25 protein-coding genes and 1 other RNA gene are annotated in these 24,015 nt (G+C 67.5%); 10 read left to right on the top strand and 16 right to left on the bottom strand.

The window, feature by feature from the left end:
* Positions 1-24 precede the first annotated feature (24 nt).
* Positions 25-1,842, bottom strand: a complete 1,818-nt coding sequence (gene glmS / locus ACZ2G3_RS10245; RefSeq protein ID WP_470395777.1) for a glutamine--fructose-6-phosphate transaminase (isomerizing) — start codon at positions 1,840-1,842, stop codon at positions 25-27.
* Entirely contained in the window at positions 1,842-3,185 is a 1,344-nt protein-coding gene (glmU, locus tag ACZ2G3_RS10240; protein WP_470395776.1) for a bifunctional UDP-N-acetylglucosamine diphosphorylase/glucosamine-1-phosphate N-acetyltransferase GlmU, read from the bottom strand. Before glmU ends, glmS begins: the two co-directional genes overlap by 1 nt.
* A gap of 115 nt (positions 3,186-3,300) precedes the next feature.
* Between glmU and ACZ2G3_RS10235 the strand changes: the two genes are divergently transcribed.
* On the top strand, positions 3,301-3,975 hold the full coding sequence (locus ACZ2G3_RS10235) for an HAD-IA family hydrolase (protein WP_470395774.1): 675 nt from the start codon (positions 3,301-3,303) through the stop codon (positions 3,973-3,975).
* A 46-nt stretch (positions 3,976-4,021) separates the two neighbouring features.
* Here ACZ2G3_RS10235 and bfr read toward each other — a convergent pair whose 3' ends face one another.
* Together bfr and ACZ2G3_RS10225 are read right to left on the bottom strand one after the other, a co-directional pair.
* Positions 4,022-4,507, bottom strand: coding sequence for a bacterioferritin (gene bfr, locus ACZ2G3_RS10230; protein ID WP_419267984.1), 486 nt, complete (start codon positions 4,505-4,507; stop codon positions 4,022-4,024).
* The gene (locus ACZ2G3_RS10225) at positions 4,455-4,748 is read right to left on the bottom strand and encodes a (2Fe-2S)-binding protein (RefSeq protein ID WP_419267985.1); all 294 of its coding nucleotides are present in this window, start codon (positions 4,746-4,748) and stop codon (positions 4,455-4,457) included. The genes bfr and ACZ2G3_RS10225 overlap by 53 nt, the downstream gene beginning before the upstream one ends.
* 120 nt (positions 4,749-4,868) lie before the next feature.
* Here ACZ2G3_RS10225 and queA point away from each other — a divergent pair, with 120 nt between their 5' ends.
* From queA to lpdA, 3 genes are all read left to right on the top strand, one after another.
* Positions 4,869-5,915, top strand: a complete 1,047-nt coding sequence (queA, locus tag ACZ2G3_RS10220) for a tRNA preQ1(34) S-adenosylmethionine ribosyltransferase-isomerase QueA (protein ID WP_470395772.1) — start codon at positions 4,869-4,871, stop codon at positions 5,913-5,915.
* An 85-nt stretch (positions 5,916-6,000) separates the two neighbouring features.
* Positions 6,001-7,257: an MFS transporter gene (locus tag ACZ2G3_RS10215; protein ID WP_470395770.1), complete on the top strand. Its 1,257-nt coding sequence runs from the start codon at positions 6,001-6,003 to the stop codon at positions 7,255-7,257.
* 71 nt (positions 7,258-7,328) lie between these two features.
* Entirely contained in the window at positions 7,329-8,720 is a 1,392-nt protein-coding gene (gene lpdA / locus ACZ2G3_RS10210) for a dihydrolipoyl dehydrogenase (RefSeq protein ID WP_470395768.1), read from the top strand.
* 57 nt (positions 8,721-8,777) lie between these two features.
* On the opposite strand, the gene ACZ2G3_RS10205 is transcribed toward lpdA, so the two are convergent.
* On the bottom strand, positions 8,778-11,195 hold the full coding sequence (locus tag ACZ2G3_RS10205; protein ID WP_470395766.1) for a penicillin acylase family protein: 2,418 nt from the start codon (positions 11,193-11,195) through the stop codon (positions 8,778-8,780).
* Positions 11,196-11,360: 165 nt separating this feature from the next.
* On the opposite strand from ACZ2G3_RS10205, the gene ACZ2G3_RS10200 reads away from it, so the two are divergent.
* From ACZ2G3_RS10200 to ACZ2G3_RS10185, 4 genes are all read left to right on the top strand, one after another.
* Entirely contained in the window at positions 11,361-12,227 is an 867-nt protein-coding gene (locus ACZ2G3_RS10200) for an NAD(P)-dependent oxidoreductase (protein ID WP_470395764.1), read from the top strand.
* On the top strand, positions 12,224-12,622 hold the full coding sequence (locus tag ACZ2G3_RS10195; RefSeq protein WP_470395762.1) for a cupin domain-containing protein: 399 nt from the start codon (positions 12,224-12,226) through the stop codon (positions 12,620-12,622). The genes ACZ2G3_RS10200 and ACZ2G3_RS10195 overlap by 4 nt, the downstream gene beginning before the upstream one ends.
* Positions 12,623-12,638: 16 nt before the next feature.
* A complete protein-coding gene (locus ACZ2G3_RS10190) occupies positions 12,639-13,022 on the top strand; it encodes a PaaI family thioesterase (protein ID WP_419267992.1) in 384 nt (127 codons plus the stop codon).
* 89 nt (positions 13,023-13,111) lie between these two features.
* Positions 13,112-14,746, top strand: coding sequence for a long-chain fatty acid--CoA ligase (locus tag ACZ2G3_RS10185; protein WP_470395760.1), 1,635 nt, complete (start codon positions 13,112-13,114; stop codon positions 14,744-14,746).
* Between the two features lie 12 nt (positions 14,747-14,758).
* On the opposite strand, the gene ACZ2G3_RS10180 is transcribed toward ACZ2G3_RS10185, so the two are convergent.
* From ACZ2G3_RS10180 to ssrA, 6 genes are all read right to left on the bottom strand, one after another.
* Positions 14,759-14,998 (bottom strand): ribbon-helix-helix domain-containing protein, encoded by a 240-nt coding sequence (locus ACZ2G3_RS10180; protein WP_419267994.1) that lies wholly within the window; start codon positions 14,996-14,998, stop codon positions 14,759-14,761.
* The gene (locus tag ACZ2G3_RS10175) at positions 14,991-15,182 is read right to left on the bottom strand and encodes a DUF4169 family protein (RefSeq protein ID WP_470395758.1); all 192 of its coding nucleotides are present in this window, start codon (positions 15,180-15,182) and stop codon (positions 14,991-14,993) included. Before ACZ2G3_RS10175 ends, ACZ2G3_RS10180 begins: the two co-directional genes overlap by 8 nt.
* A gap of 85 nt (positions 15,183-15,267) precedes the next feature.
* Entirely contained in the window at positions 15,268-16,662 is a 1,395-nt protein-coding gene (gene fumC, locus ACZ2G3_RS10170; RefSeq protein WP_470395757.1) for a class II fumarate hydratase, read from the bottom strand.
* 95 nt (positions 16,663-16,757) lie between these two features.
* A complete protein-coding gene (locus tag ACZ2G3_RS10165; protein ID WP_470395755.1) occupies positions 16,758-17,648 on the bottom strand; it encodes a dihydrodipicolinate synthase family protein in 891 nt (296 codons plus the stop codon).
* Complete coding sequence (locus tag ACZ2G3_RS10160) at positions 17,648-18,124, bottom strand: SspB family protein (protein ID WP_419267998.1); 477 nt, start codon at positions 18,122-18,124, stop codon at positions 17,648-17,650. The genes ACZ2G3_RS10165 and ACZ2G3_RS10160 overlap by 1 nt, the downstream gene beginning before the upstream one ends.
* An 86-nt stretch (positions 18,125-18,210) precedes the next feature.
* Positions 18,211-18,566: a transfer-messenger RNA gene (ssrA, locus tag ACZ2G3_RS10155) on the bottom strand.
* Between the two features lie 69 nt (positions 18,567-18,635).
* Between ssrA and ACZ2G3_RS10150 the strand changes: the two genes are divergently transcribed.
* A complete protein-coding gene (locus tag ACZ2G3_RS10150) occupies positions 18,636-18,893 on the top strand; it encodes a PepSY domain-containing protein (RefSeq protein WP_470395753.1) in 258 nt (85 codons plus the stop codon).
* A 53-nt stretch (positions 18,894-18,946) separates the two neighbouring features.
* Here ACZ2G3_RS10150 and ACZ2G3_RS10145 read toward each other — a convergent pair whose 3' ends face one another.
* From ACZ2G3_RS10145 to ectA, 4 genes are read right to left on the bottom strand one after another with little or no spacing between them, the layout of a single operon-like run.
* Positions 18,947-20,374 carry an aspartate kinase gene (locus tag ACZ2G3_RS10145; protein WP_470395751.1) on the bottom strand — a complete coding sequence of 476 codons (1,428 nt, stop codon included), beginning with the start codon at positions 20,372-20,374 and terminating at the stop codon, positions 18,947-18,949.
* A 3-nt stretch (positions 20,375-20,377) separates the two neighbouring features.
* Positions 20,378-20,770 carry an ectoine synthase gene (locus ACZ2G3_RS10140; protein WP_470395750.1) on the bottom strand — a complete coding sequence of 131 codons (393 nt, stop codon included), beginning with the start codon at positions 20,768-20,770 and terminating at the stop codon, positions 20,378-20,380.
* A 5-nt stretch (positions 20,771-20,775) separates the two neighbouring features.
* Positions 20,776-22,095, bottom strand: a complete 1,320-nt coding sequence (ectB, locus tag ACZ2G3_RS10135; RefSeq protein ID WP_470395748.1) for a diaminobutyrate--2-oxoglutarate transaminase — start codon at positions 22,093-22,095, stop codon at positions 20,776-20,778.
* Between the two features lie 54 nt (positions 22,096-22,149).
* Positions 22,150-22,686, bottom strand: coding sequence for a diaminobutyrate acetyltransferase (ectA, locus tag ACZ2G3_RS10130; protein WP_470395746.1), 537 nt, complete (start codon positions 22,684-22,686; stop codon positions 22,150-22,152).
* 202 nt (positions 22,687-22,888) lie between these two features.
* On the opposite strand from ectA, the gene ACZ2G3_RS10125 reads away from it, so the two are divergent.
* Positions 22,889-23,392: a MarR family winged helix-turn-helix transcriptional regulator gene (locus ACZ2G3_RS10125; protein ID WP_470395744.1), complete on the top strand. Its 504-nt coding sequence runs from the start codon at positions 22,889-22,891 to the stop codon at positions 23,390-23,392.
* A gap of 63 nt (positions 23,393-23,455) precedes the next feature.
* Here the strand turns inward: ACZ2G3_RS10125 and ACZ2G3_RS10120 are convergent, their stop codons facing one another.
* The gene (locus tag ACZ2G3_RS10120; protein WP_470395742.1) at positions 23,456-24,001 is read right to left on the bottom strand and encodes a biotin transporter BioY; all 546 of its coding nucleotides are present in this window, start codon (positions 23,999-24,001) and stop codon (positions 23,456-23,458) included.
* Between the last annotated feature and the right edge of the window lie 14 nt (positions 24,002-24,015).

Below are 24,015 nucleotides of genomic sequence, written 5' to 3'. Positions count from 1 at the left end.
CCGCCGAATGGGCGGGCCCTGGTTTCATTCCACGGTGACCGATTTCGCCAGGTTGCGCGGCTGGTCCACGTCGGTGCCCTTGGCGACCGCCGTGTGATAGGCCAGATACTGCATCGGCACCGCGTAGAGGATCGGCTGGAAGATGCCGCCCCCCGAGGGAAGGGTCAGGCTGGCGGTCACGCCTTCGCCGGCGGCCGCGATCCCCGAGGCGTCCGAGATCAGCAGGATCTGGCCGTGGCGGGCCATCACCTCCTGCATGTTCGAGATGGTCTTGTCGAAAAGCGCGTCATGCGCCGCCAGGACCACCACCGGCACGTCGCGGTCGATCAGGGCGATGGGACCGTGCTTGAGTTCGCCCGAGGCATAGCCCTCGGCATGGATATAGCTGAGTTCCTTGAGCTTCAGCGCGCCCTCCAGTGCCACGGGAAAAAGCGCTCCGCGCCCCAGGTAGAGGACGTCGCGCGCCTGGCTGAGCCATTCCGACTGCGCCCGGCATTCGTCAGAGATCGCCAAGGCTTGGCTGAGAAGGCCGGGAATCGCGCGCAGGTCGCGCAGATGCGCGGCCAGCTGCGCATCGTCGATGCGGCCCCGGTCATGCGCGGCTTTCAACGCTAGGATGCCAAGGACCGCCAACTGGCAGGTGAAGGCCTTGGAGGAGGCGACGCTGACCTCGATCCCCGCCCGAGTCGGCAGGGCCACGTCGCTGTCACGCGCGATGGCCGAGGTGCCGACATTGACCAGCCCCACGGTGCGCGCGACCCGCGTGCGGGCATAGTGCAGCGCGGCCAGCGTATCCGCCGTTTCGCCCGACTGGCTGATGGCGATGAACCAGCTGCGATCTGACAGCGGCGGTTCACGATAGCGGAATTCGGAAGCCACGTCGATGTCGACGGGCAGGCCCGCCAACTGCTCGAACCAGTATTTCGCCACGTGGCCGGCCAGATGGGCGGTGCCGCAGCCGACCAGCGCGATCCGGTCCACCCCGGCAAAGTCCAGCCCCTCGGGCAGCACGATCCGGTCGCCCTTGATATAGTGGTTCAGCACGTCGCCGATCACGACCGGCTGCTCGGCCACTTCCTTGGCCATGAAGTGGCGATAGCCGCCCCGGTCGATCGCCGTGGCGCCGACGTCGATGCGGGCCTGGGCGCGATGGGTCTGGTGACCCTCCGCGGCGAAGACCTGCACGCCGGCCCGGGTCAGGACGGCATGGTCGCCGTCCTCCAGATAGGTGATGCGGTCGGTGAAGGGCGCCAGCGCCACCGCGTCGGAACCGACGAACATCTCGCCCTCGCCATGGCCGATGGCCAGCGGGCTGCCCTTGCGGGCGGCGACCATCAGGTCGCCCTCTCCCTCGAACAGGAAGGCCAGCGCGAAGGCGCCGTGCAGCAACGCAAGAGTCGCGCGGGCCGCATCCACCGGCCCCATGCCCTGGTCCATGTGGTGGGCGGTCCACAGGGCCACCGTCTCGGTGTCGGTCTGGGTCCGCGCCTCGATCCCCAGATCGGCCAGGCGCGCCCGCAGGTCGCGGTAATTCTCGATGATGCCGTTATGCACGACGGCCACCCGGCCGGAGCGGTGGGGATGGGCGTTTCCTTCGGTCGCGGCGCCATGGGTTGCCCATCGTGTGTGACCGATGCCCGAATGGCCGGTCAGCGGCTCGTGCACCAGCCGGTCGCTGAGATTGACCAGCTTGCCCACCGCGCGCCGCCGGTCCAGCCGGCCGCCCGCATCCACCGTCGCCACGCCGGCGCTGTCATAGCCGCGATATTCCAGACGCCGCAGCGCATCGACCAGCTGCGGCGACACCTCGTGCTTGCCCAGAATTCCGATGATGCCGCACATCAGCGTGCCTCCTTCTTCAGGCGCAGGGCGGCCATCAGCCGCGTCGCAAGGCCCGGTTTCGTCACCTGCCGCGCGCGCCCGATGGCCAGTGCCCCGTCGGGCACGTCCTCGGTGATGGTGCTGCCCGAGCCGGTCATCGCGTCGGCGCCGATCCTCACCGGGGCGACCAGCATCGTGTCGCTGCCGATGAAGGCGCGCGGCCCGATCGTGGTGCGGTGCTTCATCACCCCGTCATAGTTGCAGGTGATGGTGCCGGCGCCGATATTCGTGTGCTCGCCCACATGGGCATCGCCCAGATAGGTCAGGTGGCCGACCTTGACGCCTTCGTCCAGGACCGCGTTCTTGATCTCGACAAAGTTGCCGACATGGACGTCACCCCCCAGTTCGGCGCCAGTGCGCAGCCGGGCAAAGGGGCCGACGCGGGCGCCCGACGAGACATGGCACCCTTCCAGGTGGCAGAAGGGCAGGATCTCGGCCTCGGATTCGACGGTGACGCCGGGGCCGAAGACCACGTTCGGACCGACGGTCGCATCGCGGCCGATCACCGTGTCCAGCGCGAACCAGACGCTGTCCGGGTCGGTCAGGGTGACGCCGTCCTCCATGGCCCGGATGCGGGCGCGTGCCTGGAAGGCGGCTTCGGCCGCTGCCAGCTCCGCGCGGGTGTTGATGCCCAGTGTCTCGGCCTCGTCGCACAGGACGACATCGGCGCGGCGACCCTCGGCACGGGCCAGGGCCACGAGGTCGGTCAGGTAGTATTCGCCGGCCGCATTCTCGTTCGACAGCCGCGCGATCAGCAGGCGCAGCAGGCTCGCCTCCAGCGCCATCACGCCGGAATTGCACAGCACGATCTGGCGTGTCGCGGCGTCGGCATCCTTGTACTCGACGATCCGTTCCAGCCCGCGGTCGCTGACCACAAGCCGCCCGTATCGGCCGGGATCATCGGCCTCGAAGCCCAGGACCACCAGATCTGCCGAATGCGAGGCCAAGGCGGCCAGCGTGTCCTGGCCGATGAAGGGCGTGTCGCCGTAAAGGACGATCACCTTGCCCTCGAACCCTTCCAGCTGGGGCAGGGCCTGGCGCACGGCATGGCCGGTGCCCAGCTGTTCGGACTGAAGGACAGTCGCGGCCTCGGGGTCCAGCGCGGCCACCGCCCGGGCGACCCGGCCGGCGCCGTGGCCGGTGACGACGATCACCTGTTCAGGCTCCAGGCTGCGCGCGGCGGACAGCGCGTGGCCGACCAGCGGGACCTGCCCAAGCCGGTGCAGGACCTTGGGCAGGTCCGACTGCATCCGGCTGCCCTGACCGGCCGCAAGGATCACCACTGCCACAGCGTTTTCCGTCATCCCGCCCTCGTCGCCTGTTTGCTTTCGTTGAGACGGCGTTTTAAGCGGGGGAGCGCGCGCTGGAAACCCCCGGCGTGGTCACCTTTGTTTTCGGATCGTTTCGAGGGGATGAGACATGGCAGGCACGGTGGTCTTTGACCTGGACGGGACACTGGCTGACACTTCGGGCGACCTGGTGGCGGCGGCGAATGCCTGCTTTCGCGCGCGGGGCTTGGGCGACCTGCTGGACCCGGTGGAGGATGCGCTGATCGCCTTTCACGGCGGGCGGGCGATGCTGCGCGCGGGCTATGGCCGGATGGACGGCGAGATGCTGCTGCCCCCCGGCGCCGAGGACGAGGATTTCGACCGTCTGCTGGAGCATTATGGCGCGGCGATCGCGGTGCACACGCGGCTTTATCCCGGCGTCGAGGATGCGCTGGACCAGCTGGCGCGGGCCGGGCACCGGCTGGCGGTCTGCACCAACAAGCCCGAGGCGCTGGCCGAAACGCTGCTGCGCGAACTGGGGGTGCGGGATCTGTTCAGGGGGATGATCGGCGCCGACACGCTGCCGGTGCGAAAGCCCGACCCGCGCCCTTATCAGGCCGCCGTCAAGGCTGCGGGCGGAGAGGTCGCGCGATCCTTTTTGGTCGGCGACACCGAGACGGACCGCAAGACCGCGGCCGCCGCCGGCGTCAAGGTCGCGCTGATCAGTTTCGGCCCCGAGGGCGAGGCCATCAGCCGGCTGGCGCCCGAGGCACTGTTGGGGCATTTCGACGAACTGCCGGACCTGGCCCGGGACTGGCTGGCCTAGGGGGGGCGCGGACGCCCCCCGCCTGACAGCAACGCGAGGGTGCCGCTTATTCGGCCTCGTCCGCCGAACTGGCGTTCAGCTGGCCATAGTTCTGGGACCCGATCGTCTCGTAGAGGCTGATCTGCGTTTCCAGGAAGTCGATATGCCCTTCCTCGTCCTGGATCAGCTCCTCGAACAGGATCTTGCTGGCATAGTCGCCGACGCTGTCGCAATGATCGCGCGCCTCGATATAGAGGGTGCGGGCGTCATGCTCGGCGGCAAGGTCGGATTCTAGCGTCTCGCGCAGGTTCTGTCCGATTCGCAGCGGGTCCAGGCGCTGCAGGTTGGGATGTCCTTCCAGGAAGATGATCCGCTGGATCAGCTTGTCGGCGTGGTGCATCTCCTCGATGGATTCCTCGCGCGACTTCTTGGCGATCTTGCCGAAGCCCCAGTCCTCCTGCAGGCGGTAGTGCAGCCAGTACTGGCTGACGGCGGTCAGTTCAGACCGCAGCGCGGCGTTGAGATAGTCGATGACCTTTGCGTCGCCCTTCATGGGTGGCTTCCTTTTTGCTGTCTGTTCTGGCCCGCAAAATCGGCGGTGCGACCCCCAGCTTATCGCAGGCGCGCATGGTGTCCAGAAACAGCGGCATGCAGCCGCCGCAATCGGCGCGTTTTCCCAAGGCGTGATAGATCTTGCCCGGCGTGATGATCGTCTGCGGGTCCGCCGTCCGCATCCAGTCGATGGCGGCGCGGATGTCGTGATCCGAGATCTGGGTGCAATGGCAGACGATCATGGCGGGCTCCTGTGCCTGCGGAAACTTACCGATTCTGTCGGGCAAGTAAAGTCCGAGTTTTTCGCTTGGAGATCACGGGTGCTTGACGGTGGCGCGGGCGCCTCGCTAAAGCCCCTTGCCATGAAACTGTCCGATTTCGACTTCGACCTGCCCGAGCATCTGATCGCGACGCGCCCGGCGCGGCCGCGCAGTTCCGCCCGCCTGCTGCTGGCCCAGGACGGCGCGATCGACGATCGCCACGTGGGCGATCTGCCCCGGATCCTGCGGCCGGGCGATGTCCTGGTGCTGAACGACACCAAGGTGATCCCCGCGCGCCTGACCGGCATCCGCCGTCGCGACAGCGCCCAAGGGCCGGTCGAGGCGCGGATCGAGGTCACGCTGCTGGAGCCCGCGGCAGAGGGCTGGCAGGCACTGGCCAAGCCGCTGCGCAAGCTGCGCGCGGGCGAGGTGATCCGCTTTGGCGCCGCGCTTTCCGCCAAAGTGGCCGAGATCGCCGAGGGCGGGCTGCGGCTGGTCTTTGACGCCGAGGGCGATGCCTTTGACGCGGCGCTGCGCGAGGTGGGCGCCATGCCGCTGCCGCCCTATATCGCCTCGATCCGCCCGCCGGATGCCCAGGACCTCGAGGATTACCAGACGGTCTGGGCCGCGCGGCAGGGGGCGGTCGCGGCCCCCACCGCCAGCCTGCATTTCGACGCGCCCCTGCTGGCCGCGCTGGAGGCGCGCGGCGTCGAATTCGTCCATGTGACGCTGCATGTCGGCGCAGGCACCTTCCTGCCGGTGAAGGTCGAGGACGTGACCACCCACAGAATGCATGCCGAATGGGGCGAAATCAGTCCCGCCGCGGCCGAGGCCATCACCCGCGCCAAGGCCGAAGGGCGCCGCGTCATCCCCGTGGGTACCACCGCGCTGCGGCTGCTCGAATCGGCCGCGGTCGCGGACGGGCGGGTCGAGGCGTTTCAGGGCACGACCGACATCTTCATCTATCCGGGCTATCACTTCCGGGTGACCGATGGCCTGATGACGAACTTCCATCTGCCGAAATCGACCCTGATGATGCTGGTCTCGGCGGTCATGGGGGCCGAAAATATCAAGTCCATCTATGGACATGCGGTTCGCAACGGCTATCGTTTCTTCAGTTATGGCGATGCGTCGCTGCTGATCCCCTGAGGTCGGATTCCCGGTGGTGCTCAGGGCCTGTCGGGATTAGGGCAGATCCCCTGTCCTTTTCCGATCCGACGAGACGAGACCTGCGATGATTTCGGTGTTGCGCACCACATGGCCGCTGCTTCTGGGCATCCTGCTGCTGATGGTCGGCAACGGGATGCAAGGCACGCTGCTGGGTATTCGCGGCGGCATCGAGGGGATCCCCACCTTCCAGATGTCGCTGGTCATGACCGGCTATTTCGGCGGCTTCCTGCTGGGCAGCCTGACGGTGCCGACGCTGATCAAGAATGTGGGCCATGTGCGGGTCTTCGCGGCCCTGGGGTCGCTGATCTCGGCCACGCTGATCCTGTTCCCGGTCGAGGCGAACTGGATCGCCTGGACCTTTCTGCGCTTCCTGATCGGGTTCTGCTTCTGCGGGGTCTATGTGACGGCGGAAAGCTGGCTGAACACCGGCACGTCGAACCAGAACCGCGGGCAGGCGCTGTCGGCCTACATGATCGTGCAGCTGCTGGGCATCGTCATCGCGCAGGCGCTGCTGAACGTCGCGGATCCGGCGGGCTTTCTGCTGTTCGTGATCCCGTCGGTGCTGGTGTCGCTGGCCTTCACGCCGATCCTGCTGTCGGCCCAGCCCGCGCCGCAGTTCGAGACGATCAAGCGCATGTCCTTTGCCCGGCTTTATCGCGCGTCGCCCCTGGGCTGCGTGGGCATCTTCCTGATGGGCGGCGTTTTTGCGGTCCTGTCGGGGATGTCGTCGGTCTGGGGCGCGCAAATCGGCCTGTCGGTGGCGCAGATCAGCGTCTTCGTGGCGGCGATCTATGCGGGCGGGCTGGTGCTGCAATATCCGATCGGCTGGATTTCGGATCGCTATGACCGGCGCAAGCTGGTGCTGATCCTGTCGGCGATCGGGGGGCTGTGCGGGCTGATCGTGATCGCGGTCCAGCCGAGCACCCTGGGCCTGGTCGTGGCAGGCGCGATCATGGGCGGCGTGGCGAACCCCATCTATGCGCTGCTGCTGGCCTACACGAACGATTACCTGGACCAGGCTGACATGGCCTCGGCCTCGGCGGGGCTGCTGTTCATCTATGGCATCGGCAGCATGGGCGGGCCGATCATCACCGGCTGGCTGATGGGCGTGATCGGGCCCGACGGGTTCTGGATCTACATGGGCGTCCTCTTCGCGCTGCTGACGGCCTATGCCGCCTGGCGCGCCACGCAGCGCCGCGCGCTGACCCCGGACGAACAGGGCAGCTTTGCCGTCATCACCCCGAACGCCACCCCCCTGGCCGTCGAGGCGGTGCTGGATGAGGCGCAGTCCGACAGCCAGGCGCAGGCCCCCGCCGCCTGAGGCCTGCGCGGCTTGCCGCCTCAAGGCAAATGGTTTAACGCTGAACTATTCTTATTCAGCCGGGGGACGCGATGGCCCAGAATTTCGACTTGGTGGTGATCGGTGCAGGGCCGGGCGGCTATGTGGCCGCGATCCGGGGTGCGCAGCTGGGCCTGAAGGTCGCCTGCATCGAGCGCGAGCATCTGGGCGGCATCTGCCTGAACTGGGGCTGCATCCCGACCAAGGCCATGCTGCGGTCGGCAGAGGTTTATCACCTGATGCACCGCGCCAAGGATTTCGGGCTGAAGGCGGACGGCATCGGCTATGACCTGGACGCGGTCGTGAAACGCTCGCGCGGGGTGGCCAAGCAGCTGTCGGGCGGCATCGGCCACCTGTTCAAGAAGAACAAGGTCACCACGATCATGGGCGAGGCGAAGCTGGCGGGCAAGGGCCGCGTCACCGTCACGACCGACAAGGGCACCGAGGAGATCACCGCGAAATCCATCGTGCTGGCCACCGGCGCCCGGGCGCGCGAACTGCCGGGGCTGGAGCCGGACGGCAAGCTGGTCTGGAACTACAAGCACGCGCTGGTCCCGCCGCATATGCCCAAAAAGCTGCTGGTCATCGGGTCCGGCGCGATCGGCATTGAATTCGCCAGCTTCTTCAATACGCTGGGCGCCAAGACGACCGTGGTCGAGGTCATGGACCGCGTCCTGCCCGTTGAGGATGCCGAGATCAGCGCATTCGCCAAGAAGCAGTTCGTCAAGCAGGGCATGACGATCATGGAAAAGGCCGCCGTCAAGAAGCTTGACCGCAAGGGTGACACCGTCACCGCCCATATCGAGGTCGGCGGCAAGGTCGAGACGCAGGACTTCGACACTGTGATCTCTGCCGTGGGCATCGTCGGCAACACCGAGGGGCTGGGACTGGAGGAGGCCGGGATCAAGATCGACCGCACCCATGTCATCACCGACGAATACTGCCGCACCGGCGTCGAGGGCGTCTATGCCATCGGCGATCTGGCCGGCGCGCCCTGGCTGGCGCACAAGGCCAGCCACGAGGGCGTCATGGTGGCAGAACTGATCGCGGGCAAGCATCCCCATCCGATCAAGCCGGGCAGCATCGCCGGCTGCACTTATTGCCACCCGCAGGTGGCATCGGTCGGCCTGACCGAGGCCAAGGCCAAGGAGCAGGGGCTTGACATCAAGGTCGGCCGCTTCCCCTTCATCGGCAACGGCAAGGCCATCGCCCTGGGCGAGTCCGAAGGCATGATCAAGACGATCTTCGACGCCAAGACCGGCGAGTTGCTGGGCGCCCACATGGTCGGCGCCGAGGTGACCGAGCTGATCCAGGGCTATGTCATCGGCCGCCAGCTGGAGACGACCGAACAGGACCTGATGGAGACGGTCTTCCCGCACCCGACCCTGTCCGAGATGATGCACGAGGCGGTTCTGGACGCTTACGGTCGCGCGATCCACTTCTAATCGCAGCCTGATGTGATGGTGACGGGGGCCCTGGGGGCCCCCATTTCAGTTGGGCCCTCAGTCGGCGGGAGTCAGGGTGGTGATGCCGACGGCGGCGGCGCGCGCCAGGTCCGGGTCCAGCGACATGCCGATATATTCGCCCCGCCGCCAGAGGCTCGCCAGATCATCGTAATGGCGCGACAGCGGGTGCCCTGACTGGCCGGTCGAGATGATGAAGACCGAACTGTCGGGATCAGCCAGGTCATAGACCCCGCGAAAGCCCGCACCGTTCACCGCCTGGTAAGCATCGGCCGCGCCGCCGAACAGGCCGCTGCGGGCCACGGTGAAGTCGCCCCCCGAGATGGACTGGGTGATGTTCATGATCCAGCCGAGCGCCGGCAGATCGCCCAGGCCCGGATGCAGGTGCCGCGCCTGGTGCATGTTGCCCCACCGCCAACTGGTCACGTCGGGGCCGAAATGCGCCGACAGGTTCAGGATCGCGCGGTCCAGCGCCTGCCGGGCGATGGTGGCGCAATCCTCGGTCGCGGCGCTTTGCACGATGTCGCACCAGCGCGCCGCGCCGGCGCGGTTGCGGAAGACGGCGTCGATGAAGCGCGGCTGCAGATGCACCAGGTCGTCCGCCAGCGGCCCCAGCTCATCGCGGATCAGACGATCCTGCAGCGCCGACATCCAGGCCGCGTAGATCACCGGTTCGGGCAGGTGCTCGTTCATGGCGCCGTCCCATTCCGCCAGCAGCGCCAGCGCGTCCTGGCGCTGGCGTTCGGGCGTGCCGGGCGCGGCGGGATCGCCGTTGAACCACAGGTTCGCGCCCACCAGCGGCAGCAGGCCCCGGGCCGCCGGGCTGACGACGTCCAGCTGCGCGGCGATGAAGCTGTCGCGGGAATGCACTTCGCGGTCACCCAGCAGGCGGTCGAGCCGGCCGCGGCGGATGCCACCATCGGGCGCCTCCTCGGTTAAGATGCTGATGCCGCTTTGGGGCCGCTGCGGAGCCGCCGCCAGGGATGTGGCCCCCTGCCAGGCGGTTTCGGGCAGCCAGCCCGGGCTGGGCAGGGCGCCTGCGGTCGGGTGATCGGCCCTCCGCTCGGGCGCGGCGCCCGCGTCCAGGTGGCTGACCCGCGCCTGATCTGCCAGCGCCACGTGCAGGGCGGGCGCGACGACGCCCGTCAGGGCCCGCGCGGCCTCTTCGGCGGTGCTCGCGCGCATCAGGCCCATCAGGGCGGTCATGGTGGTGTCCTGCCGCGACGATCCGGTCCAGCGCAGCGTCGCCACATGGCCGATCGGGGTCACGTCCCGCAGCCCGGGGTCAAGGCCCGGCACCACTGGGCCGTTCAGCGTGTCGCGCAGGGTCACGGTCTGGTTCGGGCCGTCCAGCACGCGGATGACCTCGGTCCGGGTTTGGAAGCTGGTCCAGCCCTGTGGCCCGCGATAGCGGTCCGGATTGCCCGGCTGGACCTCTTCGATGGCGATATCGGCGTCGTCGATGGATGCGGGCGTCACGCCCCAGGACAGGCCGGGCGAGCGGCCCGACAAAACCAGCGGAAGGCCCGGGATCGTCGCGCCGATGACGCCGCCGCTGCCCAGTTCCAGCCGGGCGAGATAATAGAGCGAGGGCGTCGTCAGCGGTACGTGAAGGTCGCTGGCCAAGAGCGATGCATCCGCCGCCGTGCGCTGCGGCGCCGCGGCAAAGGCATTGCCGCCGGTCTGCGGGCCGGGCGCCAGGAAGCCCAGGGGCATGGGCACGGCCTGCGGATCAAAGCTGCGTTCGGGCATGCCCAGGCGGGCACCCGGAAATAGCGCGGCATAGGCGGCCAGGTTGCCCGGAATTCCGGCGCGGGCCAGGATTTCAGGACCATGCTCCGGCCAGGACAGCGACAGGCGGGCGCGCAGGATCTCGTCCGAGGCGGCGTTCGAGCTGCTGGCGGCCAGCAGCTTCAGGATGGCCATCGAATCGGCCGGCTGCCAGAAGGCGATCACGTCTGGAAACAGGAAGAACTCGGGCGCGCCGCGGCCCATCGCGCCCTCGTTGACGATGCGGATCCACTCGTTGACGCCCGAGGCATAGGCCGCCAGTGCCGCACGGGTCGCCGCGTCCTGCACCTCCAGCGACGCCTGCCCGTTGCGGTAAAGCCCGAGCCGGCGCGCCAGGTCGTCCGCGGCCAGGGCGCGGGGGCCGTGGATCTCGGACAGGCGGCCTTGGGCCGCGCGCCGCAGCAGGGTCATCTGGAACAGCCGGTCCTGGGCATGGGCAAGACCCAGGGCAAAGAACACGTCGGTGTCGCTGTCGCCAAAGATATGGGGCACGTTCTCGGTCGAGCGCACGATCTCGACCGGGCCCGAGATGCCCTGGACCCGGTAGCTGGCGTTGTAGTCGGGCAGCGACCTGACCGCGAAATACCAGATCAGCGCCGCCGACAGCACGATCAGGACGATCAACCCGATGGTCAGCCGCAGAAGCCAGCGAAACATGGTCAGCATGTGGGGCGGGGTCCTTGGGCGGTTCTGGCGCGGCACGGCTTGACCAGGCTGCGCGTGGGTGATGGTGTGCTGCATATGACAGGCGCGCGACCAGTTCAACGCGTCGGCGGGCTTCCGCCGCCGGCAGGGGGACCCGAGGGGCGGCGGCAGGGGCAGGAGGACGATGTGGCAAGAACGGCATTTCTGGGGCTTGGGGTGATGGGGTTTCCCATGGCGGGCCATCTGGCGGCGGCCGGGCATGAGGTCGTGGTCTATAACCGCAGCAGCGCCAAGGCCGAGGCCTGGACCAAGGACGGGCGGGGCCGCAGCGCGCCGACGCCGCGGGCTGCCGCCGAGGCTGCGGAATTCGTCATGGCCTGCGTGGGCAATGACGACGATCTGCGGCAGGTCTGTCTAGGACCCGACGGCGCCTTTGCCGGCATGTCGGCGGGCTCGGTATTCGTCGACCACACGACCGTCTCGGCCAGCGTCACGCGCGAGCTTGCGGCTGCGGCGCGCGAGGCCGGACTGGGCTATGTCGATGCGCCGGTCTCGGGCGGGCAGGCGGGGGCCGAAAACGGCCAGCTGTCGGTCATGTGCGGCGGCACCCAGGCGGATTACGACCGCGCCGCGCCGGTCATCGACGCCTATGCCCGGATCTGCAAGCGCATGGGGGATGTCGGGGCCGGGCAGGTGACCAAGATGTGCAACCAGATCGCCATCGCCGGACTGGTCCAGGGGCTGTCGGAGTCGCTGGCCTTCGCGCAGAAGGCGGGCCTGGATGTCGAGCAGGTGGTCGAAGTCATCAGCCAGGGCGCCGCAGGCAGCTGGCAGATGGTGAACCGCCACAAGACCATGGCGCAGGGCCATTTCGAACACGGCTTTGCGGTGGACTGGATGCGCAAGGACCTGGCCATCTGCCTGGCTGCCGGGGACGAGGTGGGCGCGCTGATGCCGGTGACCGCGCTGGTGGACCAGTTCTACAAGGAAGTCCAGCAGATGGGCGGCGGCCGCTGGGACACGTCGTCCCTGATCGCGCGGTTGAACCGGTGACGCCGGTCGTCCACCGCGCCGTGACGGCCGCGCCGACGGCCGACTGGTTTACCGACCGCTTTGCCCAGAACGGCTGGAGCGGATCCTGGTCGGGCGGCGTCTATGACTGGCACCATTACCACGCCACCACGCACGAGGTCCTGGGCTGCCACCAGGGCAGCGCCGTGCTGCGCCTGGGGGGCGAGGATGGCGATGATGTCACGGTCGGCCCCGGCGATGTCATTGTGATCCCGGCGGGGCTGGCGCATTGTCGTCTGGCGGCCTCGGAGGATTTCCAGGTGGTGGGCGCCTATCCGGGCGGGGTCGAGCCCGACATTCAGACGGGCGGGGGCATCCCCTGCCCGCTGCCGAAATGGGACCTTGATCCGGTCTTCGGGTCAGGGCCGGCATCCTAAGGAAGGAGGGCGCGGCATGGCCGAGCATACCCTGCACGGGCAGATCGAAATGGACATCACGGGCGTCAGCGATCAGGAGGCCCAGGGCGAGATGACCGTGACGGCGGGCATCCTGAACCCTTTCGGCACCATCCATGCCGGCGCGCTGGTCTGGTTCGCCGACGTGATCGCGACGAACCTGGTTCTGGGTGGAGAGCAGGTCGAGGAGGGCATGGACAGCTTTCCGGTGGCCATGACGCTGAACGCGCAGCTGCTGGGCAACCGCAGCGACGGCCAGCTGTTCGCGCGGGCCCGCTGGGTAAAGCGCGGGCGGCGCGTCTCGACCGTGCGGACCGAGGTGCGGGACACCGAGGGGCGGGTGCTTCTGGACCTGACCTCGACCCATATCAACGCCCGCTGATCCGGTCCGACCTTGCGGCACATGGTGGCGATCGCGCTTGATCCATGCGCTGATCCGGCCATCATGCGGGTCGGAACAGGGAGGACCGGATGGACGGCCTGATGATGCACCGACCGCTGCTGCAAAGCGGGCTTCTGGATTACGCCGCAGAGAGCTTTCCGGCCGCCGAGATCGTCTCGCGCCGCGTCGAGGGCGATCTTCATCGGCAGGGTTGGGCCGCGACGCGCGCGCGCGCCGTGCAGCTGTCCCATGCGCTCGAGGCGCTGGGCGTGCAGCCCGGCGACCGGGTCGCGACCCTGGCCTGGAACGGGCACCGCCACCTGGAGGTCTATCACGCGGTCCCCGCCATCGGTGCGATCTGCCACACGATCAACCCGCGCCTGTCGGCCGAACAGATGTGCTTCATCGCGCACCATGCCGGCGACCGGCTGATCTTCACCGACCTGACCTTCGTGCCGCTGCTGGAGCGGTTGCAGGACCAGCTGCCACCGATGCGCTATGTGGTGATGACCGACCGCGCGCATATGCCCGACACCGCGCTGGATGCGCTCTGCTACGAGGAGATGCTGCAGGGCCACCCAACCGACCGGGCCTGGCCGGATTTTCCGGAAACGACCGCCTCGGGGCTGTGCTATACATCCGGAACCACGGGCGACCCCAAGGGCACGCTCTATTCCCACCGCTCGAACATGCTGCACGCGCTGGCGACGGCGGCGGTTCTGGGGCCGGACCTGGGTCCGCAGCCGCGCATCCTGCCGGTGGTGCCGCTGTTTCACGTCAATGCCTGGGGTCTGCCCTTCACCGCGCCGCTGATCGGGGCCAGCCTGGTGATGCCGGGGCCGCATCTGGACGGCGCCAGCCTGTGGGACCTGTGCGAGGCCGAGCGCGTCGAGAGCGCCTGGGGCGTTCCCACGATCTGGCAGGGCCTTCTGGCCGAGATCAGGACGCGCGGCGCCAAGCCCGGCGCCCTGCGCCACATCGTCGTCGGCGGCAGCGCCATGCCCCGCAGCCTGATCGAGGGGTTCGAAAAGCTGGGAATCGACGTGAACCACGCCTGGGGCATGACCGAGACATCCCCCCTGGGCAGCCAAGGGTCGCTGACTCCGGAACAGCGGGCGCTGCCCTTTGATCAGCGCATGGCGCTGAAGCAGGGGCAGGGGCGGCGTGTCTTCGGGGTGGAAATGAAGATCGTCGACGATGCCGGCCTCCGCCAGCCGCATGACGGGCGCGCGATGGGCGAGCTGTTCGTGCGCGGCAACACGGTCACGGCGGGCTATTTCGAGAACCCCGAGGCAAGCGCCAGGGCGCTGGACGCCGAAGGATGGTTCGGAACCGGCGACATCGCCTCGATCAGCCCCGAGGGGATGCTGACGCTGCGCGACCGGTCAAAGGACCTGATCAAGTCCGGGGGCGAGTGGATCAGCTCGATCGATGTCGAGAACCTGGCCGTGGCCCATCCGAAGGTGGCCCAATGCGCGGTCATCGCGCTGCCCCATCCCAAGTGGGACGAACGTCCGCTGCTGGTGGTCAAGCCGGCGGCCGACGAGGCGCCGACCCTGGACGAGATCCACGAGTTGCTGCGCCCGCACCTGGCCGGTTGGCAGCTGCCCGACGACCTGGTCTTCGTCGACGAGATGCCCCTGACAGCCACCGGCAAGATCAGCAAGCTGACCCTGCGCCAGCGCTTTGCCGATCACGTCCTGCCGGATCTGCGCGACGCCTGACGGGACGGGGCCTCAACCCTTCGGGTTCTGCAGCGCGTCCATCACGAACAGCCGCAGGGCGGTGGCCAGCCCCACCTCGGGCGGGCGGGCGTGGTCGATCTGGCCGATCAGGCTGGCGCGGGTCATGCCCCGCGCCGCCGCCTCGGAGGCCAGCGCCTTCCAGAACGGATCTTCCAGCGAGACGGAGGTGCGGTGCCCGTCGATGGTGACCGACCGCTTGATCGGCGCGGTCATCGGCGGCAGCTCAATCATCAGATCCGTCCGGCGCGGCCCGGTGTCCGTCCAGCTTGCGGTTTGCAAGGTCAGCCTCGGCCTCGCGCAGCTGTCGCAGGGCCTTGGTCTCTCCGTGCCTTGCGGCATTCGCATCGGCCGTGGCCCGCCGGGCGTCGCGGTCGCGCTGCTTTCGGGCCTGGCGCAGATTGACGATCGTGGTCATGGCATGCCTCTGCCTGGCGTGAAAAGGGCCGGGGCGCAATCTAACGCGCCCCGGCCCGGTCCGGTCAAGCCCGGATGAGGATGCGTCAGCCCTTGGGGCTGATCATGTCCTCGGGGCGGACGACCCGGTCAAAGGTCTCGCCATCGACAAAGCCCAGGGCGATGGCCTCCTCGCGCAGCGTGGTGCCGTTCTTGTGGGCGGTCTTGGCGACCTTGGTGGCGTTGTCATAGCCGATGGTGGGCGCCAGTGCCGTGACCAGCATCAGCGATTCCTTCATCAGCTTCTCGATCCGTGCGGTGTTGGCCTGCGTGCCGACCACCATGTTGTCGGTGAAGCTGGAGGCTGCGTCACCCAGGAGCTGCATCGACTGCAGCACGTTGTAGGACATCATCGGGTTGTAGACGTTCAGCTCGAAATGGCCCTGCGATCCGGCAAAGCCCACGGCTGCGTCATTGCCCATGACATGGGCGCAGACCATGGTCAGGGCCTCGGCCTGGGTCGGGTTCACCTTGCCGGGCATGATCGAGCTGCCCGGCTCGTTTTCCGGCAGGATCAGTTCGCCCAGGCCGGACCGGGGGCCGGAGCCCAGAAGGCGCATGTCGTTGGCGATCTTGAACAGCGATCCGGCCACCGTCTTCAGCGCGCCCGAGAACATGACCATCGCGTCATGGGCGGCCAGAGCCTCGAACTTGTTCGGCGCGGTGACAAAGGGCAGGTCGGTGATCCTGGCGATCTCGGCCGCGATGGCGGTGTCCCAGCCTTTCTTGGTGTTCAGGCCGGTGCCAACGGCGGTGCCGCCCTGCGCCAGTTCATAAATGTCGGGCAGGCAGGCCTTGACGCGTTCGATCCCCTTGCGGACTTGGTGGGCATAGCCGCCGAACTCTTGGCCCAGGGTCAGCGGCGTCGCGTCCTGGGTATGGGTGCGGCCGATCTTGATGATGTCCTTGAACTCGTCGGACTTGGCCTCCAGCGCGGCGGCCAGCTTGTCCAGGCCCGGCAGCAGCACGTCGCGCGCCTGCATGGCGATGGCCACGTGCATCGCAGTCGGGAAGGTGTCGTTCGAGGACTGGCCCATGTTGCAGTGGTCGTTGGGGTGGACGGGCTTCTTGGACCCCATCTCTCCGCCCATGATCTCGATCGCGCGGTTCGAGATCACCTCGTTGGCGTTCATGTTCGACTGCGTGCCCGACCCGGTCTGCCAGACCACCAGCGGAAAGTTGTCGTCAAAGCGCCCTTCGAACACCTCGGTCGCGGCCTGCTCCATCGCATCGGCCAGATCGCCGGGCAGGTCGCCCGAGGCGCGGTTCACGCGCGCGGCGGCCAGCTTGATCGCACCAAGGGCCCGGATGATCGGGACCGGCTGGCGCTCCCACCCGATCGGAAAGTTCATGATCGAACGCTGCGTCTGCGCGCCCCAGTATTTGCTGGCGTCAACTTCCAGCGGGCCAAAGCTGTCGGTTTCGGTGCGGGTCTTGGTCATCGGGTCGCTCCCTCACGGTTTCGTGGAGGGTTTAGCGGCAGGCGTGGCCGGGCGCAATTCGTATGCAACGGTATGCTAACGCCAACATGGCGGTTTCAGGCTTCCAGCGCCCGGATCGCCGCCTGCAGCTGCGGGGTCAGATCCTGCGCCAGCGGCAGGATCGGGCGCGGCGGCAGCGCCTCGGTCAGGTCCATCAGGCGGGCGGCCGCATGCACGACCCGCAGGCTGCCATGGGCCTGGAACAGCTGCCACAGGGGCTGGAACCGGGCTTGCCAGCGCGCGGTGCCGGCCCGGTCACCGGCACGCGCGGCACAGGCCAGCGCCAGCGACTGGTCGGGCCACAGCCCCGCCGCCACGCTGAACCAGCTGTCCGCCCCTTGCAGCAGGGCGGCAGGGCAGTCCCAGTCACCGCTGTAGCCGATAACGAAATCCGGGGGCAGCAGGTCGCGCAGCCGCGCGATCTCGGTCGCGAAATCGCCATCCGGGGGCAGGGGCATCTTGACCGCGGTGACCGTGGGCAGCTGGCCCAGACGCGCCAGCAGTTCAGGCCCGAACCGGAAGTGCGTGGTCGAAGGGTTGTTGTAGATGCAGATCGGCAGGTCGGACGCATCCGCCACCATCCGGAAATGCTGGAAGACCTCGTCATCCGTCAGCGGCGTGTAGGACATGGGCGCCAGCAGCAGCCCTGCCGCGCCCGCATCGGCGGCATGTCGCGCCAGGGCCGCCGAGACATCGCTGCGCAGGGCGCCCACGCCGGCGATGACCGGAACCTTGCCCCCGGCCGCGTCCAAGGCGGTTTCAAGAACAGCGCGGCGCCCATCGGGCGTCAGGTAGGCATATCCCCCGGTCGATCCCAGCACGCCGATGCTGTCCACACCCGCGCGCACCAGTCGCAGCACCAGCCGGCGCATGTCGGCCGCCAAGGGCTGGCCCGCGTCATCCGTCGGCGTGATCGGAAAGGCGGACAGGCCCCGCAGGACGGACATTACTTCCGCCAGCGGTCCAGGCGCACGACCTCGCCACCGCCCGAAGGGGGCGTGTCGTCGTCATCGTCGCGGGCGTCCAGTTCGAACTCGGCGTCCTCGTCCTCATCCTCGTCATCGCCGTCCTGCGTCTCGAAGCGCAGGCCGAACTCGACCGAAGGATCGACGAAGGTGCGCAGCGCGTCGAAGGGGATCTTCAGCGGCTCGGGCGAATTGCCGAAGTTCAGCGTGATGGTGAAATGGTCGTCCTCGATCACCAGGTTGTCGAACCAGTGCTGGATGACGATGGTCATCTCTTCGGGATAACGTTCGCGCAGCCAGTCGGCCATCTCGACCCCGTCGTCGCGCGTGTCGAAGGTGATGAAGAAGTGGTGTTCGCCCGGCAGCCCCTCCCGTGCGACCTTGCGCAGAACCTCTGCGATCAAGCCCTGCATCGCGCGATGCATCATTCCGCCGTAATCAAACCCAGACCGCGCCATGCCGTCACCTTTTCCTGACTTGCGCCAAGCATAGGCATATGACCGACGAAGGAAAGGGGGCAGCGCAGAGGAAATGGGAGGGGGAAGGTGCAGGATTCTGTTGCCAGGCTCCTGCGGGCCCCGCCTTACGCTGCTAGGCGCAAGGGCTTAGGTTTCGATCTTGCGGACTGCTTACGCAGCCAGCGCGACCGGAGCACGGTTGTCGTTGGCAACTGTACAATTTGCACCGATATCGGTGGTAGCTCACCGAGACAAAGCATAACCCCTTTAGACGTTCGTCGATCCTGTTTCGGCCCCATTGTCCCCCAACGAGGGTGATCTGGTGGAGCCGCCGGGTACCGCCCCCGGGTCCGATCCGCTTATTACGAGCGCGTTTATGTCCATAGTCCGGATTGCTCCGGACAGCCCAGATATAGGACAGCCCGCGCCCGCCTGCAAGATGCGGCGGGAACGGAACCTGCCGCGGGGCGACGGGTTGGGCGGGGGACACCACGCCAAGAAGGAGAATTCCATGATGCTGCGTTCCCTTGCCACGCTGGGCCTGATCCTGTCCCCCGTGATCGCCAGTGCCCAGGATGCGCCGCCGGCCGGCGCGATGCCGCTGTCCGAGATCCTGGCCAAGGCCGAGGCCGACCTGGGCGGCGATCTGGGCCATTTTTCGGAAATCGAATGGGACGACGACGGCTATTACGACGTCGAGTACCACAAGGCCGAAAACCGCGAGGTTTCCCTGCGCCTGGATCCCATGACCGGCGAGGCGATGGAGTAATGCAAAAAGGGGCGGCCCGGACGGGCCGCCCCTTTTTCGTGAAGCGCCGGCCTTCAGGCCGCCTTGGGAAGCGCCTCGGCCTGGCCCTCGACCAAGGCACCGTGCAGGGCCTTGATGGAGGCGGGGAGCGCCTCGCGCTCGACGATGAACTGGACCTCCACCGGTCGCGGCCCCTGAGCGGCGCCGATCGCCTCCAGCCCCGCCTCGGCCAGGGCCATCAGGCCGCGTGACAGGACCGAAAGGCCGGACAGATCGCGCCCGACGGCTGCCGCCATTGCCACCGCCCGCGAGGAGACCTGAGCCGAAGGATAACGCTCGGTCAGGTCCTTTTCCACGCGCCGCAGCACCTTGAGGCTGCTGTCCACGTAATGCGTGATCGTGTTCGCGTTCGAGACCTTGCTGACGATCCGCACCTGGTGCCGCGTCAGCACCTCCAGGATGAAGGCGTCATAGCCCTTGGCGCCCACCATGTCCTGTTCGAACAGTTCCAGCGCAAAGAGGTCGAGGCCGGTGACGATCTCGACTGCCGGACGTGTGGCGCGCTGATCGTCGATCAGCGTGCCGGGGTCATGCGGCTCAAAGGCGTTGGTCACGCGCAGGGGCACCCCGGACTGGCGCAGCGTCTTGGCGGCTTTGGGGTGGATCGCTTCCATGCCCAGGTTCGACAGCTGATCCGCCACGTCGAAATTCGTGCGCCCCAGCTTGCGGACCGCATCCGCCCCGACCAGGTTCGGATCGGCCGATGACAGGTGGAATTCCTTGTGGATGATCGCCTCGCGCGCGCCGGTCAGGGCCGCCAGGCGCGAAAAGGTCACCTCGGAATAGCCCCGGTCGAACTCGCGCATCAGGCCCTCGCGGCACTGGGCATAGCCGGTGACGATGGGCATCTCGGTCTGCGGATCGATGTCCTGCATGGCGCGCTGAATGCGCTGGTCCAGCGAGACCTCGCCATCGTCGCGCCAGCCCGACAGGTCGACGAAGCGCGCCGAAATCCCGGCCCGCTGCAGCATCAGCGCCGTGACAAAGGCGGAATGCGCCTCGCCCAGGCCCGACAGCAGCTCTCGCGTCTGCAGCATGTGCTCGGACAGGCGGAAATGTCCGTGCGAACACAGCCGCTGCAGGTCGATGAGGCAGTTCCGCGCGCCGGCCAGGCGGTCGCGAACAAAGCCGTCGGCCTGTTCCACGTCGCCCGGATGGTCCAGCACGACGCGGTGCGCCGCGATCATGGCGTCGCTGGCGCGGTCCAGGGCGGCCAGCCAGCCGTGATCTTCTTCCCGACTGGCAAAGGCCGCGTAGACGCCCGGTTCGCCGGATTTCTTGTGCTCCAGCAGCAGGTTGGTGATGCCGCCAAAGGCCGAAACGACGAAGATCCGGCCATAGGGGCGTGCGGGGTCGGACACCAGAAGCGTGTCGCGCAGCTCATGAACCCGCGACATCGAGGTGCCGCCGATCTTTTCGACGGTATGGGTCGCGTGGGTCATGGCTTAGGCCGTCTCGGTGGCAGGGGCATAGCTGCCGTCTTCGCGATGCACCTCGGTCCCGGTGACCGGCGGGTTGAAGCAGCAGGCCATGACCAGCGTCTCATCCGCGCGCAGGGTGTGGCGGTCATGCTGGTCCAACGCGTACATCACGCCCGGGGTGATCTGGTGCGTCTCGCCGCTTTCCAGGTCGGTGATCGAACCCTTGCCCGAAATGCAGTAGACGCTTTCGAAATGGTGCTTGTAGTGGAACGTGTGTTCCGAATTCGCCGCTAGCGTAGTGATGTGAAAGGAAAATCCCATCCCGTCATCGGCCAGCAGCATCCGCACCGAATTCCAGTGCTGGTCCGACACCGAGCGGTCGGTGTTCTTGAGGTCGTAAAAGTTGCGCACGATCATGATTGTTACTCCGCAGCGATCTGGTTGGTGGCAAGGACATCGCGGGCTGCATCCAGCAGGATGCCAAAGCCACGGCCCAGCACGTCCTTGGGCGTGGTCAGCGGCGCCAGAACCTTGACGACCTGATCCTCGTTGCCCGAGGTCTCGATGATCAGCCCGTTCTGGAAGGCGCGCTTGCAGATGGCGCCGGCCAGTTCGCCCGAACCGACATCCACGCCGCGCATCAGGCCGCGGCCCTTCAGCTGGGCTCCCGGCACCAGGGCCGCCAGATCCTTCAGGCGGGCCTCGATCAGCGAGGCCTTGTCCGAAAGCTCGACCTCGAAGCCCTTGCCGGACCAGAATTTCTCGATCGCGACGCGGGCCGTGACAAAGGCATGGGTGTTGCCACGGAAGGTGCCGTTATGCTCGGCCGGGCCGAAGACGTCGTGCTGGGGCCGGACCAGGACCATGGCCAGCGGCAGGCCAAAGCCAGACACCGACTTGGCCATCGGGACCAGGTCCGGCATCACGCCCATGTCCTCGAAGGAAAAGAACCGCCCGGTCCGTCCGCAGCCGGCCTGGATGTCGTCCAGGATCAGCAGCGCGCCGTGCCGCTTGGCGATGTCGGCGATGGCGCGCACGAATTCGGTCGAGGCTGCGTTCAGCCCGCCTTCACCCTGCACCGTTTCCAGCATGATCGCCGCCGGCGCGTCGATGCCGCCCGAATTGTCCGACAGCATCTGGTCCAGCAGCGCGGCGCTGTCCAGACCCTGGGCATAGCCGTCGAAGGGCACGCGGGTCACGCCCTGCATCTCCATCCCGGCGCCGCCGCGGTGATAGCCGTTGCCGGTCGCCGCCAGCGCACCCATGGTCACGCCGTGAAACCCGTTGGTGAAGGCCACGACATTGGTGCGCCCCGTGGATTTGCGGGCGATCTTCATCGCCGCCTCGACGGCATTGGCGCCCGTCGGGCCGGTGAACATGACGCGGTGGTCCATGCCGCGCGGCGCCAGGATGTGGCGCTCGAAGGCCTCCAGGAAATCGGCCTTGGTTGTGGTGTGCAGATCCAGCCCATGGGCGATGCCGTCGCCCGCGATATGGTCGATCAGCGCGGCCTTCATGTCGGGATCGTTGTGGCCGTAGTTCAGCGAGGAACAGCCGGCCAGGAAATCGATGTATTCCCGACCATCGGCGGCCCGCATGATCGAACCGCTGGCCGAGGTGAAGAGGTCCGGGATCCCGCGGCAATAGGACCGCGCTTCGCTTTCGCGACGCTGGAAGATGCCGATGTCGGTCGGGTTGGTGGTTTCCGTGGCGGATGAGGGCGTGTTCACGTCCTTGGGCATGAGAAGTCCTTTCGCACGTCGTGCGTTCAAAGAATTATTTTGTCTGGCGAAGGATCAGGCGGCCTGCGCGTGATCCTGCTGCCGGGGCAGGGTGATGGTGACCATATGTTCGGTCGCGTGCTGCCCGTCGAAATGGCGGTCCCGCGTGTAATGCGGGTCGTCCCCGAGATCGCCGCCCAGGTTCCGGGCCAGGCTGCGGAACAGCGCCCAGGATGCGTCGTTGTCACGGGTGATGGTGGTGTTGAGGCGGGTGACATCGTCGCAGATGTCCCGGTCCAGCAGGTTCATCAGCATTTTGCGCCCCAGTCCCAGGCCGCGCGCCTGCGGGCTGACGGCCACCTGCCAGATGAACAGCGCATCCTGGTTCGGGATTAGGTGGCCGGAAATCCATCCGACGACATCGCCGTTCATTTCGGCGACCACGCAGGTGTCGCGGAAATGGTCGGCCTGCACCAGGTTGCAGTACATCGAATTCTCGTCCAGCGGCCTGCAGTTGCGCACCAGCTTCCAGATGGCGGCGCCATCGGTGGGCCGGGGCCGGCGCATGGTGGGCTGGCGAAGACGGTCGGTGTGCTGCAATTTGTCTGGCATGGGCTCCTGATCCTCAGTTGCTTCGTCTGCCTAAGTATACCATCGGCACCCGAGGATCAACCCGCCTGGGCAGAAAAGGCGCTCCGAACAGGTTCAGGGGCGAAATCTGCCGGCGATGGGCCGGCCTTTCGCCATGCGGATTTTTTGGTGGACTAAGGCCCTGCCATTGCCCGCGCGTCCCCGTTGGTGGCATGATGGGGCCATGACACAGGAAACCCCCGACCCCCGGACCGACGCCGCCCTGATCGCCCTGCGCCGCATCCTGCGCGCCACCGAGCATTACGAGCGCGACCTGGCACAGGCTGTCCGCCTGACCCCCTCCAAGCTGCGCGTGCTGCAGATCCTGTCGGGGCGTGAGGGTCATCACGCGACGCCCACGCAACTGGCCAGCCAGATGGGCGTCAGCCAGGCCACCGTCACGGCCCTGGTGGACCAGCTGGACAAGCTGGGCATGACGCTGCGACAGCGGTCGGTCACCGACCGCCGGCAGCTGCACGTGATCCTGACCGATGCCGGGGCCGAGGCGCTGCGCAGCGCCCCGGATGCGCTGCAGCAGCAGTTCGTCACCGGCTTTCGGGCGCTTCACGATTGGGAACAGGCGATGCTGGTGGCCTCGCTGGAGCGGGTGGCCGCGATGCTTAACGCGCAGGGCATCGACGCCTCGCCGGTCCTGACGCTGGGGGATATCGGGCGTGGGCACAGCTGAGGGACGCAGGGTGGAAAACGGGGCCCGCATGGGGCCCCGTCGGGTTCGAGGCAGTGATGGTGCTCAGCGGCGCAGGCGGGCACCGGCCTCCAGCAGAAGGCTGCCCAGGGCGATCTTGACGATGTCACCCAGCAGGAAGGGCGCGACGCCGGCCGCCAGCAGGCGGTCCGAGGGCACGAAGCCCGACAGCCAGATCAGGCCCGGCACATAGATCGCGACGGTCCCGGCCAGCATGGCCAGCACGCGCATCCCGAACCCGCCGTGCTGCGCCAGGCGTCCCGTCACCAGCATCGCCAGCGCCATGCCGATCAGGAAGCCCGTGGTCGGACCCGCCAGGTAGACCAGGCCGATGCCGCGCTCTGGCGAGCCTGCAAAGACCGGCAGTCCGGCCAGTCCGGCCGCAAGATAGGCGCCCATCGCCGCAAGGCCAAGGCGCGGCCCCAGGCCGGCCGCGATGACCAGTACGGCCAGCGTCTGCAGCGTCATGGGCACCGGCCAGAACGGCACCTGCACCTTGGCGCCAAGCGCGATCAGCGCGGCGGCGGCCAGCGTCAGGCCGGTCCGGAAGGCAAGGCTGTGGCGGGCAGCCGGGTCCGAGGCAAGCAACATGAAATGTCCTTTCG

The organism is Paracoccus sp. KKT209 (assembly GCF_055635455.1).
Note: the sequence above shows the minus strand (reverse complement) of the source record. Positions and strands in the feature narration are given on the sequence as shown.